The following is an 18051-nucleotide window of genomic DNA, read 5'->3' as shown; positions in this document are numbered from 1 at the left end:
TGCGCCTATCATCGCGCGCGCCCCCGCCGCCGCCGTACGAGCCGAAACCTATTTGAGCTTCACCGCGTGCAGACCCGTCTTGGTGGAAATGATCAGATATCCATCCGGCGTGATGGCCAGGTTGCCGCCGAATGCCGTTGTCCAGGTTGGCGCTGGATTACCGCCGTTCAGATCCACGGCAAACGTCGTTGCCGCATTCGCGACGAACAGATGGCTGTCGGTGACGACCACATTGCTGGTCAGGTTACCGCTGCCGCCCACGTTGATCGAGCTCGTGACCAAGCCGGTGAGCACATCGATCACGTCGACCATCGTGCTGGAGGACCGGACGGCATAGATTTTGCCACCCCGGACTGCAGGCTGTCCAGTATAGCTATAACTGGTACGCCACATTGGCTTGGCGGCATTGAGGGCGAAACCGATAAGCGGCAACGATTTACCGAACATATAATTGTCTGCATAGGTAAATACGTGGCCATTACCGTCCAGCATCGGAGCGCCGTCATATTCCCCGAAGTAACTTATGTAATTTTGCGAAAAGAACGGGTTTTGAATGCTTTGCAGAAGATTTCCATCCCGACCTAGGATCGAAAGCGACCCAACGCGGAAAAAGTAGACGTATTTTTGATCGACGGCGACACTCTCCCCCTGCATGACATAGCCGCCATACTGCGTACTGTCCAAGTTACGCCAGATTTTGTCTCCCGTGGCGGCGTTCGCGGCGAACACGACGTTGCCATAATACCCTGATGTGAAAAACAATTCATCTCCAACGGGCGTTACGACGCTACCGTTACTGAATTGTGCATCGTACGTTACCGTACTGACGTACCCACCGTTCGAAGCATTGATCACCTGAAACGGTGCGGCAGATGATGTGTTATTCGGCGCCATCGATATTACGCGACCATTCGCGTAGGCTGGACCGAATGGCATCGTATTTGGGTAAACATTGTTTCCGCCAAGATCGAAACCCCACAGCGACGCGCCGCTCGTGGTCGATACGGCCTGCGTGTAGATGTGGCCGTCCGCCTGCAGCACATTGTAGAATACGCTTCCCGCCCGTGCCGCGACATCGCTAGGAGGTTTGGGAGTCGTAATCGTCCAGGCGTCGGCGAATTTTGCGGCTGTATAGCTCCCGGCAACATAACCCGTATGTCCCGGGTCACCCTGCAGGGTCGACCAATTGCCATCGCTGGGGATGGGGGAGGAGATCGGCAGCGTTGCCGATGTCGGCGTCGGGGTTGGAGTCGGCGCTGGAGTGGGCGTGGGCGTAGGAGCGGGTGTCGGCGTCGGGGTGGGCGCCGGCGTAGGGGCTGGCGAGGGAGCCGGTGTAACGCTCACCGCCCCACCCGCGCTTGATCCATCGCTACCGCCGCATGCGGTCACCAAAGCGAGCAGGGGAAGCAACCCCAATTTCGAATATTTCATATATCCCCCGATAATGACCATTCGAGTGAAGGGTCTTCGCAACATTACCAGCCGAAAATGGATCGACAAGCATTCGACAACGTCGGTCGACGATTTTACTATCGAGAGCTTTTCGCTCGCGCGCGCTTGCAATATTTATCGGCTCGTTGTTGATAATAATGCTAAAGTCCTCCCTTGGGCCTTCAACGGGGGTGAGCCGCCGGATCGGGCGCGATCGTTCCAAAGGGGCGCATGGCCGCCATATTCTTCGATCGTCACCGACGACCAAGTGGACGCCAACCTCCCACCGTATCGCAACCCCGCTGTCCTACACGCCCCCAATCCGCTATACCGCCGCCATGGCCACGCCCACCCTCGCCCTGCCTTCCGTCGGCAGGCGCAGCACAGGTGGCGTTTCCGGACGTAACGTACCGTCCACTTCGTCCACTTCCGCGATCCGAATCACCCCCGGCATCGAGCACAAGCGTATTATTCCAATGACACACTTGAACCCCGCCCCTGCAACCGGCACATTGCGGGGCAACGGGCCGATGCCCGCTGGAGGACGATGATGGCGACGAGCGCCGATACCTTGAGCGCACCTACGCAACCGGGGCTGGTGCTGACCCCGCCCGATCCCGTGCCGACCGTGCAGGCGGAGCGCGCCGCCGGGCTCGTGCCGATCGACGACGCCAAGAAGACGCAGCTCGAAACCCGCGTCGACACTTTCGTCCGCGATCTCGTCGCCGAGGACGTCAACAGCCCCGAATTCGGCAAGCGCGTCGATGCCATCACCGCGATGGGCGCGAAGGAAATTCGCGAGGCGGCGGGCCAGTCGAACCGCTTCCTCGATCGCCCGATCCGCGCGATGGACAAGGAGAGCGGCGTCGGCGCCGATCTCGCCCAGCTACGCCGCGTGATCGAAGACCTCGATCCCGGCCGCAAGGGCGCGCTCAGCGGCCCCAAGAAGATTTTCGGCATCATCCCCTTCGGGTCGAAGATGCGCGACTATTTCGAAAGCTATCAGTCGTCGCAGACGCACATCAGCGCGATCCTGAAGAACCTTGCGTCCGGCAAGGACGAGCTGCTGATGGACAATGCCGCGATCGATACCGAGCGCGCCAATCTGTGGGGCGCGATGGGGCGCCTCGAACAGATGATCCACCTCAGCAAGTCGATGGACGCCAAGCTGGAGGAGACGGCTGCCGACCTCGACCACACCGACCCCGCCAAGGCGAAGGCGATCCGCGAAACCGCGCTGTTCTACACGCGCCAGCGCACGCAGGACCTGCTGACGCAGATGGCAGTGACGGTGCAGGGCTATCTCGCGCTCGACCTCGTCAAGAAGAACAACGTCGAGCTGGTGAAGGGCGTCGATCGCGCCAGCACCACGACCGTCTCGGCGCTGCGCACCGCGGTGACGGTGGCGCAGGCGCTGACCAACCAGAAACTGGTGCTGGAATCGATCACCCAGCTCAACACGACGACCGCCAACATCATCGATTCGACCGGCAAGCTGCTGCGTAGCAACACCGCCGCGATCCACGAACAGGCCGCCGCCTCGACCATCCCGCTCGAAACGCTGCAACGCGCCTTCCAGAACATCTACGACACGATGGACGCGATCGACACGTTCAAGATCAAGGCGCTCGATTCGATGAAGACCACCGTCACCGCGCTCGGCAGCGAGGTGGAGAAGTCGAAGGGCTATATCGCGCGGGCGGAGGGCGCCGCGCAGGGGGCGCTGAAGGGTCCATCGACCGACAGCTATCGCCTGGAGTCGCTGTGAGACTGGCATGACCGAGGTCGACGAACAGATCGCCCGCGCCCGCGCGACGATGGCCCGGATCAGCGAGGACTATCGCGGGCCGGTCGCCGAAAAGCTCGGCACCGTGTATCGCGCGCACGGCAAGCGGCTGAAGCGCAAGGCGGTGGGTGTCGGCACGCGCTTCGCGATCATCTGCGCCGTCAACGCGATCATTCTGATCGCCGCGGCGGTGGCGGGGATGGTCGTGCCGCTTGGGCTGTTCGGCGGGCTGGCCGTGCTGCTGCTGATGGCGGCGGTGACGATCGCGATCGCCATCGCGCCGGCCGCCCGAGCGCCGAGCGAAAAGGTGCTGCGCGAAACCGACATCAAGACGTTGCCCGCCAAGACCGAACGCTGGCTCGATGCGCAGCGCCCGATGCTGCCTGCGCCGGCACGCGGGCTGGTCGACCAGATCGGCGTCCGCCTCGAAACGCTGTCGCCGCAGCTCGGCCGGCTCGATGGCCGCGAGGAAGAGGCCTATGAGGTCCGCCGCCTGATCGGCGAACAGCTGCCCGCCTTCGTCACCGATTACGCGCGCGTTCCCGAACCGCTGCGCCGCGTCGAGCGCAACGGCCGCACGCCCGACGCCGAACTCGTCGCCGGCCTCAAGCTGATCGAGCAGGAAATCGCCGACATGACCGCCCGGCTGGCCCAGAGCGACCTCGACAGCCTGTCGACGCGCGGTCGCTATCTGGAGATCAAATATCGCGACGAGGGTGGCGATCGACCATGATTGCTGGAATAAACCAGTCACGGTCGCGACTTGCCTGTTGGGGCCGACTGGGCCATGCCCGAATCCATGGCTGATGACTCCCAGCACCCCACTGAACGCACCGCGTCCGACGCGCCATTGACCGGACAGGCGACCGGGGTCCCCTCCGCCGGCACGATCGACAGCGGTCACGACGACCCGATCGGCCGCCCGGGTCTGCATCACTGGCGCGAAAGCACGATCACGCGCCCCGGCCTCGACGATCGCGGCAACGTCTTCTTCGCCGCGATCGAGATGACGCGGATGCCGATGATCCTGACCGATCCCAATCAGGACGACAATCCGATTGCCTTCGCCAACAAGGCGTTCCTCGACCTGACGGGGTATGAGGAAGCCGAGGTGTTGGGCCGTAACTGCCGCTTCCTGCAAGGGTCGCAGACCGATCGCGGCGCCGTCGCCGAACTGCGCGAGGCGATCGAGGCCCGCCAGTCGATCGCGCTCGAACTGCTCAACTACCGCCGCGACGGCTCGCCGTTCTGGAACGCGGTGTTCATCGGCCCGGTTTACGACGTCGAGGGCAACCTCCTCTATTTCTTCGCCAGCCAGCTCGACGTCACGCGCCGCCGCAATGTCGAACAAAGCTATCGCCAGGCGCAGAAGATGGAATCGATCGGCCAGCTCACCGCCGGCCTCGCGCACGATTTCAATAATCTGTTGCAGGTGGTGAACGGCAACCTCGACCTGCTGTCCGCCGTCACCGACAGCGACAAGGCCAAGCGCTACGTCGCCGCGGCGCAGTCGGCCGCCGAACGCGGCGCCAAGCTCACCCGCCAGCTGCTCGCCTTCGCCCGCAAGACGCGGCTCGAACCGCGTGCGATCGATCTCAGCCACCTCGTCACCGAGTTCAGCGAGGTGATCGAAAGCTCGGTGTCGAAATACGTCGACCTGCACCTCAGCCTGCGCCGCGGGCTGCCGCATGTCGTGGTCGATCCCGATCAGCTCGAAATGGCGCTGCTCAACATCGTCAACAACGCCCGCGACGCCATGCCCAATGGCGGCGAGGTGACGATCGGGACGCGTCGCCTGTCGCTCACCCCCGAAACCGCACGCGAACTGGCGCCCGGCGACTATGTCGTGCTCGAGGTGAAGGACGAAGGCACGGGCATGCCGCCCGAGGTGCTGGAGCGCGCGGTCGAACCGTTCTTCACGACCAAGGGCGTCGGTCAGGGCACGGGGCTAGGCCTCGCCATGGCCAGCGGGTTCCTGCGCCAGTCCGGCGGGCGCCTCGACATCGAGAGCGAAGACGGTCGCGGCACCAGCGTCATGATGATCTTCCCCGTCGCGCGCCCCTCCGAAGAGGCGGGCACGTCCGATGCCAGCGTCGACGCGCTAAACGCGGCGCCGGCGCAGCCGCGTGGCTATGTCGAACATGTGCTGATCGTCGAGGACAATGACGAAGTGCTGGCCGTCGCGAGCGAGATCCTGACGAGCGCTGGTTATCGCGTCACTACCGCGATCAGCGGCGAACAGGGCCTCAAGACCTTCGAAAAGGTCCATCCCGACAATCATATCGACCTGCTGTTCACCGACTTGGTGATGCCGGGCGGCATGAATGGCCTGATGCTCGCCGATGCGGTGATGGAGCGCGATCCCAGCGTCTCGGTGCTGCTGACCACAGGCTATAACGAGGAACTGGTCGTTAATGGCCCGCGTAAGCGCGCCACCGACGTGCTCAGCAAGCCCTATCGCCGTACCGAACTGCTCGATCGCGTCCGCCAGGCACTCAACCGGCGCGGCAGCGGCGGTCCGCGGCGGACGCCATCGGACTTCGGGGCGGCACAGGCCTGATCATCGGGGGGATGGTGGGCGCTGACGGGCTCGAACCGCCGACCCTCTCGGTGTAAACGAGATGCTCTACCAACTGAGCTAAGCGCCCCCTCTCGGGGATGTCCGCCCTGCCAAAGCCGGAGCGGAACCGCAAGAGGGAAGCGCACTCACGCCTTCCGCGCCGCCACCAGATAGGCGCGCATCGCCTCGCTGGCCCGAGGAGACAGGGTCATGAAGGCGCGGCGGCGGTCGACGGGATCGGGGTGGCGGACGAACAGGCCCATGTCGGTCATGCGGGCGATCCAGCGCAGCGCGGTGGTCGGCGCGACACCGGCGGCGATACACAGGCTGGACACGCTGACGCGATTGCCCTCGAGCTCGGCGGCGAACAGGTCGAGCAGCATGTCCCACGCCGGGTCCTCGAACAGCCCCTCGCCGATGAACTGGCCGAAGAAGCGGCTGCGGGACTGGCGCAACTGGATGACGCGGCGCACCTCCTGCGGCGTGACGACCTGACCGCCGGGCGCAGGCTCGCTGGCGAAGCTGCGGCGGCGATCGGCGAGGTCGCGGGTGCCCGGGCCAGCCTCCGCCGGCGCGGTATGGGAGAGGAGGCCGGCGGTGATGCGTGAGATTTGCGCGATCCCTTCGGCCATCCGTCGGATGTGCTGGTCGTCGGACTCGGCGCCCTGCGGGCTGTAGGCGTGGCGATCGTCCTCGACCCGGTCGGGCATGCTGTCGTTCAGCATCAGCGCCCGGGGCAGTGCCGCCTGAGCCAACGCCAGCGCGCGCTGCGGAATGGTGGCGTCGCAGAGCAATTCGACGGGGGCATCCATCAAATGGCGGGCGACGAGATCGATCTGGCCCGGCCCGAAGGTGACGACGCCGCGCGTCTCCATGGTGTCGAGGAAGCGGCAGAGCGTGGGCAGCGCCTGTTCCAGCCGTTCGGGCGCCACGCCGCCCGCCTCCGCCAGCACAACGGGCGCGGCGACGACGGCGGCGAGGCCCGCCTCCACCTCGGCCCAGGCGATGCGCCGCATCGGGCGCCCCCCGGCGGCAGCGATCGCCGCGTCGGCGGCATCGCCCATGTCGCTGTCGGCGATCAGCAGCATCGCGCGGCCGCGGTGTCTGTAGCAGCCGGCACCGCCCTGCCCCGCCCATTCGGTAAACGTCGCCTTCCCCATGGCGGCACGATACGCGGGCCGGGGACGGGATCGCGGTCAGTCACCTCCATTTCCGAGGTAAATGGCACGCAAATGCCAATTACATCCAAAATGGAGACACCCGCCGCCATCAGTCGAGCGCCTTGACGATCTCCTCCACCATCTTCTTCGCGTCGGCGAGCAGCATCATGGTATTGTCCATGTAGAACACGTCGTTATCGACCCCGGCATAGCCGACGCCGCCCATCGAGCGCTTGATGAACAGCACGGTCTTCGCCTTTTCGACGTCGAGCACCGGCATGCCGTAGATCGGCGAGGATTTGTCCGTTTTGGCCGCCGGGTTGGTGACGTCGTTGGCACCGATGACGAAGGCGACGTCGGTCTGCGCGAATTCGGAGTTGATGTCCTCCAGTTCGAACACCTCGTCATAGGGCACGTTCGCTTCGGCCAGCAGCACGTTCATATGGCCCGGCATGCGGCCCGCGACGGGGTGGATCGCGTATTTCACGCGGACGCCATGCTCCTTCAGCTTGTCGGCCATTTCGCGAAGCACGTGCTGTGCCTGCGCGACCGCCATGCCGTAGCCAGGCACGATGACGACCTGTTCGGCCTGGCTCATCAGGAAGGCGGCGTCTTCCGCCGAGCCACGCTTCCACGGGCGATCGACCTTGTCGCCGCCGCCGCCCGCCGCGGCCTCAGCGCCAAAGCCGCCGGCGATGACGCTGATGAAGCTGCGGTTCATCGCGCGGCACATGATGTAGCTGAGGATCGCGCCCGACGAGCCGACCAGCGCACCGGTGATGATCATCGCGCTGTTGTGGAGCGTGAAGCCCATCGCCGCGGCCGCCCAGCCCGAATAGCTGTTGAGCATGCTGACGACGACGGGCATATCCGCGCCGCCGATCGGGATGATGAGCAGGAAGCCGATCGCGAAGCTGAGGATCGTGATCGTCCAGAAGATCCAGGGGCTCTGGTCCTGCGTGAAATAGGCGACGAGCAGCAGGATCGCGGCCAACACGGCGAGGTTGATGGCGTGGCGGCCAGGCAGCAGGATGGGCTTGCCGCCCATGTTGCCGTTCAATTTCAGGAAGGCAATGACGCTGCCTGAAAAGGTGATCGCACCGATCGCGACGCCAAGGCCCATCTCGACGCGGCTGACGCCATGGATGACGGCAAAGGGCTGGCCGATCATCGGGATCACCATGTCGGCGATGCCGAAGGCGATGGGGTTGAGGAAGGCGGCGCAGGCGACGAGCACGGCGGCCAAGCCGACGAGGCTGTGGAAGGCGGCGACGAGCTGCGGCATCGCGGTCATCGCGATACGGCGCGCGGTGGTAATGCCGATGACCGCGCCGATGCCGATGGCGGCGAGGATTTCGAGCATCGTGACGTAATCGACGCGGCTGAGGATCGCCGTGTAATCATAGGTCGGCGTCGCGCCGGTCACGAGCAACTGGTCGATCGGCACATGCGTCACCAGCGTCGTGACCACGGCGATGGTCATGCCGATCATGCCGAAGCGGTTGCCGCGCTGGCTGGACGTCGGCGACGACAGGCCGCGCAAGGCGAGGATGAAGCACACCCCGGCGATCAAATAGGCGAGCGCCGCGAACGAGCTGCCGGCGGTTGCGTGTTCCATGTCCCCGTATCCCCCTTCGTCACCCCGGCCTTGAGCCGGGGTCCCGCTGTCTTGTCCCGCCGTCAGAATAAGCGGGACCCCGGCTCACGGACCCCATCAAAGTAATACTTTGATGGGACCCCAAGGCCGGGGTGACGAATTGCCTAGTGTTTGACCGGCGCCGGCCGGTCCTTCTTCTTGTACATGGCGAGCATGCGGCTGGTGACCGCGAAGCCGCCGAAGATATTGATGCTGGCCAGCACCACGCCCAAGAGCCCCAGCCATTTCGACGAGGCGCTGCCCGCCGCCGCACCGGCGATCAGGGCGCCGACGATGATGACGCTGGAGATGGCGTTGGTCACCGCCATCAGCGGCGTGTGGAGCGCCGGCGTGACCGACCAGACGACATAATATCCAACAAAGCAGGCCAGCACGAAAATCGAGAGGATCGCGACGAAGTCCATGATTCAGCTCCCGACCGTTTCGGCGCGGCGTACCGGCGCTTCCAAAGTGGACAAAGTGAGCGAAACGGTATCCCCCTGTTTGCCATACCGCGAACCCGAACGGTTCGTCGTGATGGAACGGAGGCACGATTCGCGGTTCATAGCCGCAAGACTAGGCTGTTTCACCGCGTGTAGGACAGCCCCCCTCATGCGCCGAGCAGCCGGGCGTTCACCACCTGCCCGTCTTTGGTCAAACGGACGGCATCGCCGATCTCGGCGTCGAGCACCGGGCGGCCGGTCTCCTTGTCCCAGAAGGTCGAGAGGAAGTTGTAGAGGTTGCGGCTGAACAACGCCGACGCGTCGGCGGGCAGACGGCCCGCGACGTTGCGATGCCCGACGATCGTCACGCCGTGGCGCTCGACGATCTCGCCCACCACCGCGCCTTCGACATTGCCGCCCTGTTCGACGGCGAGGTCGACGATGACGCTACCAGGGCGCATGCTGGCGACCTGCGCATCGCTGATCAGGCGTGGCGCCGGGCGGCCGGGGATCAGCGCCGTGGTGATGACGATATCCTGCTTGGCGATATGCGACGACACGAGCTCGGCCTGCGCCGCCTTATAGTCGTCGCTCATCTCGCCGGCATAGCCGCCGGCGCCTTCGCCTTCGATGCCCTTCACATTCTCGACGAAGATCGGCTTGGCGCCGAGGCTCTGGATCTGTTCCTTGGTGGCGGAGCGCACGTCGGTGGCGGAGACTTGCGCGCCGAGGCGCCGCGCGGTGGCGATCGCCTGCAAGCCGGCGACGCCGACGCCCATCACGAACACCTTGGCGGCGCTCACCGTACCGGCCGCGGTCATCATCATCGGGAAGGCTCGGCCATATTCGGCCGCGGCGTCGAGCACCGCTTTGTATCCCGCGAGGTTCGACTGCGACGACAATATGTCCATCGACTGCGCGCGGGTGATGCGCGGCATGAATTCCATCGCCAGCGCTTCGTAGCCGGCGGCGGCATAAGCGTCGATTCGCGCACGGTCCCCGAAGGGGTTGAGGCCGGCGACGATCCACGCGCCGGCCGCAGCGCCCGTCAGACCGGCGGGATCGGGGCCCTGCACGCCGAGGATGATGTCCGCGCCGGCGAGCGTGCTCGCGCGGTCGGCGACGCTGGCGCCGACATCGGCATAGGCCTGATCGGCATAACGGGCGGCGGCACCGGCGCCGGTTTCCACCGCGACGGTCGCACCCAGAGCGATGAATTTCTTGGCGGTTTCCGGCGTGGCGGCAACGCGCCGCTCGCCGTCAACATGTTCCTTAAGGACGGCGATCTTCATGTCGGCGGGCGCTCAGGCGATCAGCCAGATCACCAGCGCGGCGATCACCGCACAGGCGATGGCGCCCCAGAACAGCATCTTCGTGACGCTCGAATAGGTCGCCACATGCGCCTTCATGTCACCGTTGCCGGCCATCATCCAACCCCTGTTTGCCTGTGGCGCCTTCGCCCCTGTTGCACGATCACTGCCCGCAAAGCGCCATGGGCGTCAAGGCAAGGTACGCCTGCACCGGCTTAAGCCCGCCTTTACTCCGGGTGTGTATCGCTTGCCCCGAACCGGGACGGAAAACCTTATGACGCGCAACGGGCAGCGGCTGCTTCTGCTGATCGACGACGAACCTGCGCAGCGGCGATTGGTGTCGGCGCTGGCCGCGCGTGCCGGCTGGCGATCGATCTTCGCCGCTGATGGCGAGATGGCGCTGGCACAGCTCGGCACGCAGGACGGGATGCAGCTGGACGCAATCCTGCTCGACCATTGGGCGCCCGATGCCGATGCCGGCCCGCTGATCGCCGAGCTGCGCGAACGACGCCCGGCTTTGCCGATCCTGATGCTGACCGCCAACGGATCGGTCGCGCATGCCGTCGCGGCAATGCGCGCTGGCGCGACCGATTTCCTGGTGAAGCCGCTGGCGCCCGAACGCCTGCTCGCCGCGCTGGAGGCGGCCGTGGCGGGCACGGCGGCGGGGGAATTGCGCCCGCTGACCGAAAAGATTCCGGCGCTGCTGGCGTTCGACGAGATCGTCGGCTCCTCGCCCGATTTCCGCGCCGCGCTCGCCATCGCCGCCAAGGCGGCGCGGGCGCGTGTGCCGGTGCTGGTGGAGGGCGAAAGCGGCGTCGGCAAGGAAGTGGTCGCCGATGCGATTCATGCCGCCTCGCCGCGATCCAAGAAACCGATGGTCACCGTCAATTGCGGGGCGATCCCGGCGAACCTCGTCGAATCCGAATTGTTCGGGCATGAAAAGGGCGCGTTCACCGGCGCGTTCGAGCGCAAGATCGGCAAGTTCGCGGATGCCGACGGCGGCACCATCCTGCTCGACGAAGTCGGCGAAATGCCGCTCGAGGCGCAGGTGAAGCTGCTGCGCGTGCTGCAATCGGGCGAGATCCAGCCGATCGGCGCGCGTCATGCGCGGCAGGTGGACGTGCGCGTGATCGCCGCGACCAACAAGACGCTGCTCGACGAGGTTGCCGCCGGGCGCTTCCGCGAGGACCTCTATTACCGGCTCAACGTGGTGCAGGTGACGATCCCGCCGTTGCGCGAACGGCTGGCCGACGTGCCGGCGCTGGCGCGACACCTGCTGGCGCGGATCGCGCAGCAGCCGGGGCTAAGGCCGCTGGGGATCACCGACGATGCGCTGGCGCTGCTGGTGCAATATGATTGGCCGGGCAACGTCCGCCAGTTGCAGAACGCGCTCTTCCGCGCCGCGGTGCTGTGCGAGGGCGCGGCGCTGACGCGGGCGGATTTCCCGCAGATCGCCTCGCTGGGCAATCGCCGGCCGGGGAGCGCGGGCACCGCGACGCTGTCGGGCGGCGGGGTGACGCTGTTCCGGCCCGACGGCAATCTGCGCCCGCTGGAGGATATCGAGGCGGACGTGATCCGGCTCGCCATCGGCCATTATCGCGGGCGGATGACCGAAGTCGCACGGCGGCTGGGGATCGGGCGATCAACCTTGTATCGCAAGCTCGGCGAGCTGGGGATCGATAACGCCGCGGCGTAGATCCTGCTATGCGGGACGGCATGAGCCGCTTCGCGAACCGTCACATCCTCGTCACCGGTGCCGCATCGGGCATCGGCCTCGCCACCGCGCAACATCTCGCCGCCGAGGGCGCGCGCCGGCTGGTGCTGGTCGACCGCGATGCGGCGGCGCTGGCCGCGATCGACCTGCCGTGCACGCTGGACCTGCTGCCCGGCGACGTTGCGGACGAGGCGTTCTGGGACACCGCGGCACCCTATCTTGCCGGTATCGACGGTGCGGTGGTGAATGCCGGGGTGGCCGGTGCGGGCGTCATCGCCGACCTCGACTTCGCCGAATGGCGACGCATCCTGTCGGTGAATCTGGATGGCGCGTTCCTGACGCTGCGCGCGGCATTGCGGGCGATGGCGGACGGCGGCGCGATTGTCGCGACCGCATCGGCAGCGGGGATCAAGGCGGAGGCGGGCGTCGCCGCCTATGGTGCGTCGAAGGCGGCGCTGATCCATCTGGTGAAGGTCGCCGCCAAGGAAGCCGCGGCGCGGCGCATCCGCGTCAACGCCATCGCCCCGGCCGGGGTCGAAACCCCGGTGTGGGATGCCATCCCGATGTTCGCGAACCGGGTCGCCGCGATCGGCCGTGACGCTGCCTTTGCGGAAATGGCGGCGATGGCCACGCCGCTGGGCCGCTATGCCAAGGCGGAGGAGATTGCCGCACAGATCGGCTTCCTGCTGTCCGACGCCGCCGCGCTCGTCACCGGCAGCTGCCTGCTAAGCGACGGCGGCTACACGCTATAGCCTTACCAGAGCACGCCCTTGACCGGGGTCAGCGGCGGGGGTGCCTCGTCACCGATCGACTGGAGCAGATCGATCTCGATCGTCCGGCACATCGCGGTCAGCGGCAGATCGTGAACCGTATTGGCGAACGGATCGACCAGATCGTCACCGATCGCGAGCACCGCGAGGAACATCAGCCCCGCCACCGTCGACCCCAGCGGCGTCGCGAAGCCCAAGGTCTCGACGAGGCCGATCGGCAGCAGGATGCAGAAGACGTGGGTGAACAGCGTCGGGAAGAAACGGAACTGGTTCGGCAGCGGCGTATTCTTGAGCCGCTCCATCCCCCCTTGCGAATTGGCGATGTCGACCAGGGTCGATTCCATCCGCGTCTGCTGGATCGTATCGATCAGCCCGGCGCGGCGCGCATCGTCGATACGGCGGCCGGTGCCGTCGAGCAGGCCGTTGGCGATGTTGGTGCGGGCGAGCGCCGGCTCCGCCTCGCCGCGCGACAGATATTTCAGCACCTGTTCGTCGACGGGCTGCTTGCGCAGCTGGCAGCGTAGCGCATTCACATAGGCAATCTGGCGCAGCACGATCGTGCGGCGCAGATCATGCGCCTCTTCGGCCGGCAGGAAGTTGCGCGCTTCGCGGCTGATGTTGCGCGAGGCGTTGATCATCAGCCCCCACAGCGAACGCCCTTCCCACCAGCGCGCATAGGCCGAATTAGCGCGCGTGCCCAGGAACAGCGCCAGCACCGAGCCGAACAGCGTCAACGGCAGCGACGGCGCCTTGAACGGCAGGACGTAATAGGTGACCGTGACGATGACGTCCCAGACGAACAGGAGCGTCAGCGGCTTCCAGACCTCGGCGATGATACGGTTCAGTCGAGGGGAGGATGCGACGATCATGGAACCTCACGAATGATGACGGAGCGGCCATAACGCACATCCGCGCGCTATGCTGCACCGCAACACTATTTTACGGTTCAGCCACCCACGAGAGCCCGGTCACGCAGGCCGCGCCACACGCGCAGCGCCTGAACCGTTGCGGAAACGTCATGAACGCGCAGGAGTTGCACGCCGGCCTCAGCGCCTTTCAGCGCGAGCGTGAGACTGCCGCCCAGGCGCGCCGCCACCGGGGCTTCGTTGTCGAGCGCGCCGATCATCCGCTTGCGACTGGCACCGAGCATGATCGGGCAGCCGATACCGTGGAACAGCGCGAGGCCGTTGAGGAGGGCGAGATTTTCCGACAGCGTCTTGCCGAAGCCGATGCCGGGATCGACGAGGATGCGCGACCGGTCGATGCCGGCGGCCGTCACCGCGGCGATCCGCGCGTCGAGCCAGTCGAATACCTCGGTCAGCACGTCGCGATAGCCGGTGCGGGCGTGGCCACCCTCCTTTGGGTCGGGCGAGTGCATCAGAACGACGGGGCAACCGGCCTGCGCCACGACGGCGAGCGCACGATCGTCCCAAAGCAAAGCGGAGACGTCGTTGACGATCTGCGCACCAGCGGCGAGCGCGGCTTCCATCACCGCGGCCTTGCGGGTGTCGATCGAGACGAGCGTGCCGCTGCGGGCGAGGCGTTCGACGACCGGCTGGATGCGGGCGATCTCGTCGCCTTCCCAGACCTGCGCGGCGCCGGGCCGGGTGGATTCGCCGCCGAGGTCGATCAGCGCGGCACCGGCGGCGGCCATGTCGACGCCGGCCGCGGCGGCGGCGGCGGGGTCGGCGCTGTGCTGGCCGCCGTCGGAGAAGCTGTCCGGAGTGACGTTGAGGATGCCGGCGACGAGCGGCTGATCGAGGCGGAGCGTGCGGTCGCCGAGGACGAGCGGGGGGCGCGGCGCGGTGATCGCGGCATGGAGCGTCTGGGCGCGATCGCCGAGGGTGGCGATATCGGCAACCGGGACGGTGCGCTTGGCGCCGTTCTCGATCACCTCATAAGCCGCGAACCATTGCAGGCCGCCGGCGAGGCGGGCGACGGTGCCGTCCGCCTGGGTGACGGGGGTGTCGACGAACTGGACTGGGCGAAGGTGGAGGGTCATCGTTCCCGTGTCCTTGCTGTGGGCCGACAAGGCAAGAGGCGGTCGGGTGTCGGCAACGGGGGGCGTCGCTTGCCGCCCCCTCCGTCACCGCTTTGCGGTGCCACCTCCCCCTGGTGGGGGAGGAGTTTGGTGGCGGCCGTCGTCCCCCCCGTCACCCCGGACTTGGTCCGGGGTCCACCGAGCCGCGGGGGAACGGCAAGAGGCTCAAACCGTCCCCCTCGCCGCGGAGTGGACCCCGGAACAAGTCCGGGGTGACGGGGAGATGGGGGAAAGGGCACCTGCCCCTCACCTACCCACTGTGGGCAGCTCCTCCCCCTTTGCCGAGGGGGCGTTACGGCTGCGTCGCGAGCAGGTAGGTCTGTCTCAGCGTGTCGATCGGCTGGAGCTTGCCGCCGGCTTCATGCTGCCAGAAGGTCCAGCCATTGCAGGCGGGGGCGCCTTGGAGCGTTGCGCCGAGCTTGTGGATCGAGCCGCTGGCGCCGCAGTCCGACAGCAGGCTGCCGTCGGCGCGGACCGTCACGCGGAAGCGGCGCTTGGTGTCGGTGAGGATCGCGCCGGGTTGGAGGTAGCCGTTTTCGACCAGGACGCCGAAGGCGACCTTGGGCTGCTGACGCGGCGACTGCATCGTCGACAGTGCCGATTCATCGAGCGGCAGCGCGGCGGCGATGCGTTCCTCGGCGGCGGCGATGTAATCGCCCTCACGTTCGATGCCGATCCAGTGGCGGCCCAGGCGCTTGGCGACCGCGCCGGTGGTGCCGGTGCCGAAGAAGGGATCGACCACGACGTCGCCCGGCTTCGTGCAGGCGAGCAGAATGCGGTAGAGCAAAGCCTCGGGCTTCTGGGTCGGGTGGACCTTCACCCCGTCCTTCTTCAGGCGTTCCTGCCCGCCGCAGATCGGGAATTCCCAGTCGGAGCGCATCTGCAACTCGTCGTTCAGGGTCTTCATGCTGCGGTAGTTGAAGGTGTATTTCGCGCCCTCACCCTTCGACGCCCAGATCAACGTCTCATGCGCGTTGGTGAAGCGGGTGCCGCGGAAATTGGGCATCGGGTTGGCCTTGCGCCACACGATGTCATTGAGGATCCAATAGCCCAGATCCTGCACTGCGGTGCCGACGCGGAAGATGTTGTGATAGCTGCCGATCACCCAGATCGAGCCGGTGTCCTTCAGGATGCGGTGCGCCTCGGCGAGCCAGGCGCGCGTGAAGGCGTCATAAGCGGCGAAGGTGTCGAACTTGTCCCAATCGTCGGTCACCGCATCGACATGGCTGCCGTCGGGACGAAACAGCTCGCCGCCGAGCTGGAGGTTGTAGGGCGGGTCGGCGAAGATCATGTCGACCGACTTGTCGGGCATGGCGCGCATCGCCGCGATGCAATCGCCGCGGACGATTTGGTCGAGCGGCAGCACGCGCGTGTCGACCGGCGCCGCCTTGCGCGCCGCTGTCCGCGCCGAAACCTTCGGCTGCCTGACCTTCTCGATAACCGCCATTACGTCCCCCTTGGACCTCTATTCGCGTCAGATGGTGGACTCGCGTCAAGCCTTGAGTGGTTAACGATAAAGCTTGCCATCCCGTTAAGCGGCCCGATCGACGTCTCGGCCCCGCAAGATATGGGAGCGGCGATTCCGTGCGTCCCCCAGCGCTGGGGGTGTGACTCAAAAGACTCAGCCATGAAATTGGTTAGCGGCAGAGGCGGTGAACAGCGGTCCCGCCGCCGCATCCGGCGTGATTCGGGCGTAGGCGGCCGCGACGGGCGCGAAGCTGCGGCGGTGAATCGGGGTCGGCCCGTGTTCGAGCAGCGCCGCCAGATGGTGCTTGCAGCCGTAGCCCTTGTTCGAATGCCAGTGATAGTGCGGGTGGACCGCGGCATGTTCGAGCATGATCGCGTCGCGCGTTTCCTTGGCGAGGATCGACGCGGCGGCGATCGACAGGCTTTGCGCGTCGCCGCTGACGATCGCCGTCGCCGGGTAGGACCAGCGCGGCAGGCGATTGCCGTCGACCAGCACATGGCCGGGATCGCAGCCGAGCTTGAGCGTCAGCGCATCGACCGCCAGCGTCATCGCCTTCATCGTCGCCCAATAGATGTTGAGCGTATCGATCTCATCCGCCTCGACGATGCCGATGCCGAAGACGGCGCGCGTCTGGATGAGCGTGCAGAGGCGGGCGCGTTCGGTGGCCGACAGCTTCTTCGAATCATCGATGCCGCGCGGCGTGCCCTTGGCGGGCAGCACCACCGCGGCGGCGACCACCGGCCCGGCGAGCGGGCCCCGCCCCGCCTCGTCCACCCCGGCGACGGGGGGCAGGCAGGCTTTTTCGTGCTTCAGTCCGGGCATTCAGCCTTCCAGTTCGTCAAACGGCACCACCCCGAGCGCATGCCCAAGCGGGCCATGGCCGGCACCGAGACCCGGTGCATGCATCATCGCAATGCGGACGAAGCGGACGGCCTGTACGAACGCATCCTCGATTCCCAGTCCGCTGGCGAGACCCGCTGCCAGCGCGCTGGCCAAGGTGCATCCCGTGCCATGGGTATCGTCGGTGTCGAAGCGCTTGCCGATGAGCCGACGGATTTCTCCGCCGGGCGACAGCAGCCGGTCCGTCACCGACGCCCCGTCACCATGCCCGCCCTTGGCGACGACGTGACAGCCATGCGCCAGCACCGCCGCTTCGCCGCCGAGTGCCGCCAGTTCGGGAATGTTGGGCGTCACCACCGACGCGATGCCCATCAGCCGCTCGAACGCCGCGATCGTATCGGCATCGGCGAGGACGGAACCGCTGGTCGCGATCATCACGGGGTCGAAGACGATGGGGACGTCGAGCGCCTCCAGCACATCGGCGACGGCGTGGACGGTCGCGGCGGAGCCGATCATGCCGATCTTCACCGCGTCGACGCCGAGGTCGTCGAGGACGCTCGTCATCTGCGCGACGACCATGTCGACGGGGACGGGATGCACCGCCTGCACGCCCCGCGTATTCTGCGCGGTGATCGCGGTGATCGCGGTCATCGCATGGCCGCCGAGCATCGTGACGGTCTTGATATCCGCCTGGATACCGGCGCCGCCGCCCGAATCGGATCCGGCGATGATGAGGACGCGGGGGATCATGATTGTTTCCGGAAGTGGACGAAGTGGACGGTACGTAATGTCCGGACTCGCTCCCCGTGCTGGGGCGTTGCGATGACGATGGCGGGGGTGTGGCTTGTCGGGTGAGCCATGGTGGTGTGCCATGGCATATTTGGGGGCGTGT

General features: G+C 66.3%; 16 protein-coding genes and 1 tRNA gene. 5 read left to right on the top strand and 12 right to left on the bottom strand.

Features of this window, described 5'->3' with window-relative positions:
• Positions 1–48 precede the first annotated feature (48 nt).
• A complete protein-coding gene (locus SPHME3_RS0106200; RefSeq protein ID WP_231292057.1) occupies positions 49–1431 on the bottom strand; it encodes an outer membrane protein assembly factor BamB family protein in 1383 nt (460 codons plus the stop codon).
• A 550-nt stretch (positions 1432–1981) separates the two neighbouring features.
• On the opposite strand from SPHME3_RS0106200, the gene SPHME3_RS0106195 reads away from it, so the two are divergent.
• From SPHME3_RS0106195 to SPHME3_RS0106185, 3 genes are all read left to right on the top strand, one after another.
• The gene (locus tag SPHME3_RS0106195; protein WP_018250617.1) at positions 1982–3199 is read left to right on the top strand and encodes a toxic anion resistance protein; all 1218 of its coding nucleotides are present in this window, start codon (positions 1982–1984) and stop codon (positions 3197–3199) included.
• Positions 3200–3206: 7 nt separating this feature from the next.
• Positions 3207–3950 carry a hypothetical protein gene (locus SPHME3_RS0106190; RefSeq protein WP_017980093.1) on the top strand — a complete coding sequence of 248 codons (744 nt, stop codon included), beginning with the start codon at positions 3207–3209 and terminating at the stop codon, positions 3948–3950.
• A gap of 66 nt (positions 3951–4016) precedes the next feature.
• Positions 4017–5777: a histidine kinase famiy protein gene (locus tag SPHME3_RS0106185; RefSeq protein ID WP_020493474.1), complete on the top strand. Its 1761-nt coding sequence runs from the start codon at positions 4017–4019 to the stop codon at positions 5775–5777.
• Positions 5778–5789: 12 nt separating this feature from the next.
• Here the strand turns inward: SPHME3_RS0106185 and SPHME3_RS0106180 are convergent.
• From SPHME3_RS0106180 to SPHME3_RS20645, 6 genes are all read right to left on the bottom strand, one after another.
• Positions 5790–5865 (bottom strand) — tRNA-Val (locus SPHME3_RS0106180).
• 58 nt (positions 5866–5923) lie between these two features.
• Complete coding sequence (locus SPHME3_RS0106175) at positions 5924–6937, bottom strand: MarR family winged helix-turn-helix transcriptional regulator (RefSeq protein ID WP_017980095.1); 1014 nt, start codon at positions 6935–6937, stop codon at positions 5924–5926.
• 109 nt (positions 6938–7046) lie between these two features.
• Positions 7047–8555, bottom strand: a complete 1509-nt coding sequence (locus SPHME3_RS0106170) for an NAD(P)(+) transhydrogenase (Re/Si-specific) subunit beta (RefSeq protein WP_017980096.1) — start codon at positions 8553–8555, stop codon at positions 7047–7049.
• 143 nt (positions 8556–8698) lie between these two features.
• Positions 8699–8998 (bottom strand): NAD(P) transhydrogenase subunit alpha, encoded by a 300-nt coding sequence (locus tag SPHME3_RS0106165; RefSeq protein ID WP_017980097.1) that lies wholly within the window; start codon positions 8996–8998, stop codon positions 8699–8701.
• A 185-nt stretch (positions 8999–9183) separates the two neighbouring features.
• Entirely contained in the window at positions 9184–10308 is a 1125-nt protein-coding gene (locus tag SPHME3_RS0106160) for an NAD(P) transhydrogenase subunit alpha (RefSeq protein WP_017980098.1), read from the bottom strand.
• 12 nt (positions 10309–10320) lie between these two features.
• Positions 10321–10446 carry an aa3-type cytochrome c oxidase subunit IV gene (locus SPHME3_RS20645; protein ID WP_017980099.1) on the bottom strand — a complete coding sequence of 42 codons (126 nt, stop codon included), beginning with the start codon at positions 10444–10446 and terminating at the stop codon, positions 10321–10323.
• Positions 10447–10600: 154 nt separating this feature from the next.
• Between SPHME3_RS20645 and SPHME3_RS0106150 the strand changes: the two genes are divergently transcribed.
• Both SPHME3_RS0106150 and SPHME3_RS0106145 read left to right on the top strand, forming a co-directional pair.
• Positions 10601–12022 carry a sigma-54-dependent transcriptional regulator gene (locus SPHME3_RS0106150; RefSeq protein ID WP_017980100.1) on the top strand — a complete coding sequence of 474 codons (1422 nt, stop codon included), beginning with the start codon at positions 10601–10603 and terminating at the stop codon, positions 12020–12022.
• 8 nt (positions 12023–12030) lie between these two features.
• Positions 12031–12792 carry an SDR family NAD(P)-dependent oxidoreductase gene (locus SPHME3_RS0106145; protein ID WP_017980101.1) on the top strand — a complete coding sequence of 254 codons (762 nt, stop codon included), beginning with the start codon at positions 12031–12033 and terminating at the stop codon, positions 12790–12792.
• A 2-nt stretch (positions 12793–12794) separates the two neighbouring features.
• On the opposite strand, the gene SPHME3_RS0106140 is transcribed toward SPHME3_RS0106145, so the two are convergent.
• From SPHME3_RS0106140 to thiD, 5 genes are all read right to left on the bottom strand, one after another.
• Positions 12795–13679 carry a bestrophin family protein gene (locus SPHME3_RS0106140; protein WP_017980102.1) on the bottom strand — a complete coding sequence of 295 codons (885 nt, stop codon included), beginning with the start codon at positions 13677–13679 and terminating at the stop codon, positions 12795–12797.
• Positions 13680–13756: 77 nt separating this feature from the next.
• Positions 13757–14812, bottom strand: coding sequence for a dihydropteroate synthase (folP, locus tag SPHME3_RS0106135; protein ID WP_017980103.1), 1056 nt, complete (start codon positions 14810–14812; stop codon positions 13757–13759).
• Between the two features lie 331 nt (positions 14813–15143).
• On the bottom strand, positions 15144–16298 hold the full coding sequence (locus SPHME3_RS0106130; protein WP_017980104.1) for a site-specific DNA-methyltransferase: 1155 nt from the start codon (positions 16296–16298) through the stop codon (positions 15144–15146).
• 174 nt (positions 16299–16472) lie between these two features.
• Complete coding sequence (locus SPHME3_RS0106125) at positions 16473–17141, bottom strand: ribonuclease HII (protein ID WP_017980105.1); 669 nt, start codon at positions 17139–17141, stop codon at positions 16473–16475.
• Positions 17142–17909, bottom strand: a complete 768-nt coding sequence (thiD, locus tag SPHME3_RS0106120) for a bifunctional hydroxymethylpyrimidine kinase/phosphomethylpyrimidine kinase (RefSeq protein ID WP_017980106.1) — start codon at positions 17907–17909, stop codon at positions 17142–17144.
• Positions 17910–18051 lie beyond the last annotated feature (142 nt).

This window comes from Sphingomonas melonis DAPP-PG 224 (assembly GCF_000379045.1).
Lineage (GTDB): Bacteria > Pseudomonadota > Alphaproteobacteria > Sphingomonadales > Sphingomonadaceae > Sphingomonas > Sphingomonas aquatilis.
The sequence above is the reverse complement of the archived record's forward strand: the minus strand, read 5'-3'. Positions and strand labels throughout refer to the sequence as shown.

Excerpts from the sequence above, each read along its gene's own strand:
- SPHME3_RS0106140 (WP_017980102.1), bottom strand. The coding sequence starts at position 13,679 with ATGATCGTCGCATCCTCCCCTCGACTGAACCGTATCATCGCCGAGGTC.
- SPHME3_RS0106195 (WP_018250617.1), top strand. The coding sequence starts at position 1,982 with ATGGCGACGAGCGCCGATACCTTGAGCGCACCTACGCAACCGGGGCTG.
- SPHME3_RS0106165 (WP_017980097.1), bottom strand. The coding sequence starts at position 8,998 with ATGGACTTCGTCGCGATCCTCTCGATTTTCGTGCTGGCCTGCTTTGTT.
- SPHME3_RS0106130 (WP_017980104.1), bottom strand. The coding sequence starts at position 16,298 with ATGGCGGTTATCGAGAAGGTCAGGCAGCCGAAGGTTTCGGCGCGGACA.
- SPHME3_RS0106160 (WP_017980098.1), bottom strand. The coding sequence starts at position 10,308 with ATGAAGATCGCCGTCCTTAAGGAACATGTTGACGGCGAGCGGCGCGTT.
- SPHME3_RS20645 (WP_017980099.1), bottom strand. The coding sequence starts at position 10,446 with ATGATGGCCGGCAACGGTGACATGAAGGCGCATGTGGCGACCTATTCG.
- SPHME3_RS0106150 (WP_017980100.1), top strand. The coding sequence starts at position 10,601 with ATGACGCGCAACGGGCAGCGGCTGCTTCTGCTGATCGACGACGAACCT.
- SPHME3_RS0106175 (WP_017980095.1), bottom strand. The coding sequence starts at position 6,937 with ATGGGGAAGGCGACGTTTACCGAATGGGCGGGGCAGGGCGGTGCCGGC.
- SPHME3_RS0106190 (WP_017980093.1), top strand. The coding sequence starts at position 3,207 with ATGACCGAGGTCGACGAACAGATCGCCCGCGCCCGCGCGACGATGGCC.
- SPHME3_RS0106145 (WP_017980101.1), top strand. The coding sequence starts at position 12,031 with ATGCGGGACGGCATGAGCCGCTTCGCGAACCGTCACATCCTCGTCACC.
- SPHME3_RS0106200 (WP_231292057.1), bottom strand. The coding sequence starts at position 1,431 with ATGAAATATTCGAAATTGGGGTTGCTTCCCCTGCTCGCTTTGGTGACC.
- folP (WP_017980103.1), bottom strand. The coding sequence starts at position 14,812 with ATGACCCTCCACCTTCGCCCAGTCCAGTTCGTCGACACCCCCGTCACC.
- SPHME3_RS0106185 (WP_020493474.1), top strand. The coding sequence starts at position 4,017 with ATGGCTGATGACTCCCAGCACCCCACTGAACGCACCGCGTCCGACGCG.
- thiD (WP_017980106.1), bottom strand. The coding sequence starts at position 17,909 with ATGATCCCCCGCGTCCTCATCATCGCCGGATCCGATTCGGGCGGCGGC.
- SPHME3_RS0106125 (WP_017980105.1), bottom strand. The coding sequence starts at position 17,141 with ATGCCCGGACTGAAGCACGAAAAAGCCTGCCTGCCCCCCGTCGCCGGG.
- SPHME3_RS0106170 (WP_017980096.1), bottom strand. The coding sequence starts at position 8,555 with ATGGAACACGCAACCGCCGGCAGCTCGTTCGCGGCGCTCGCCTATTTG.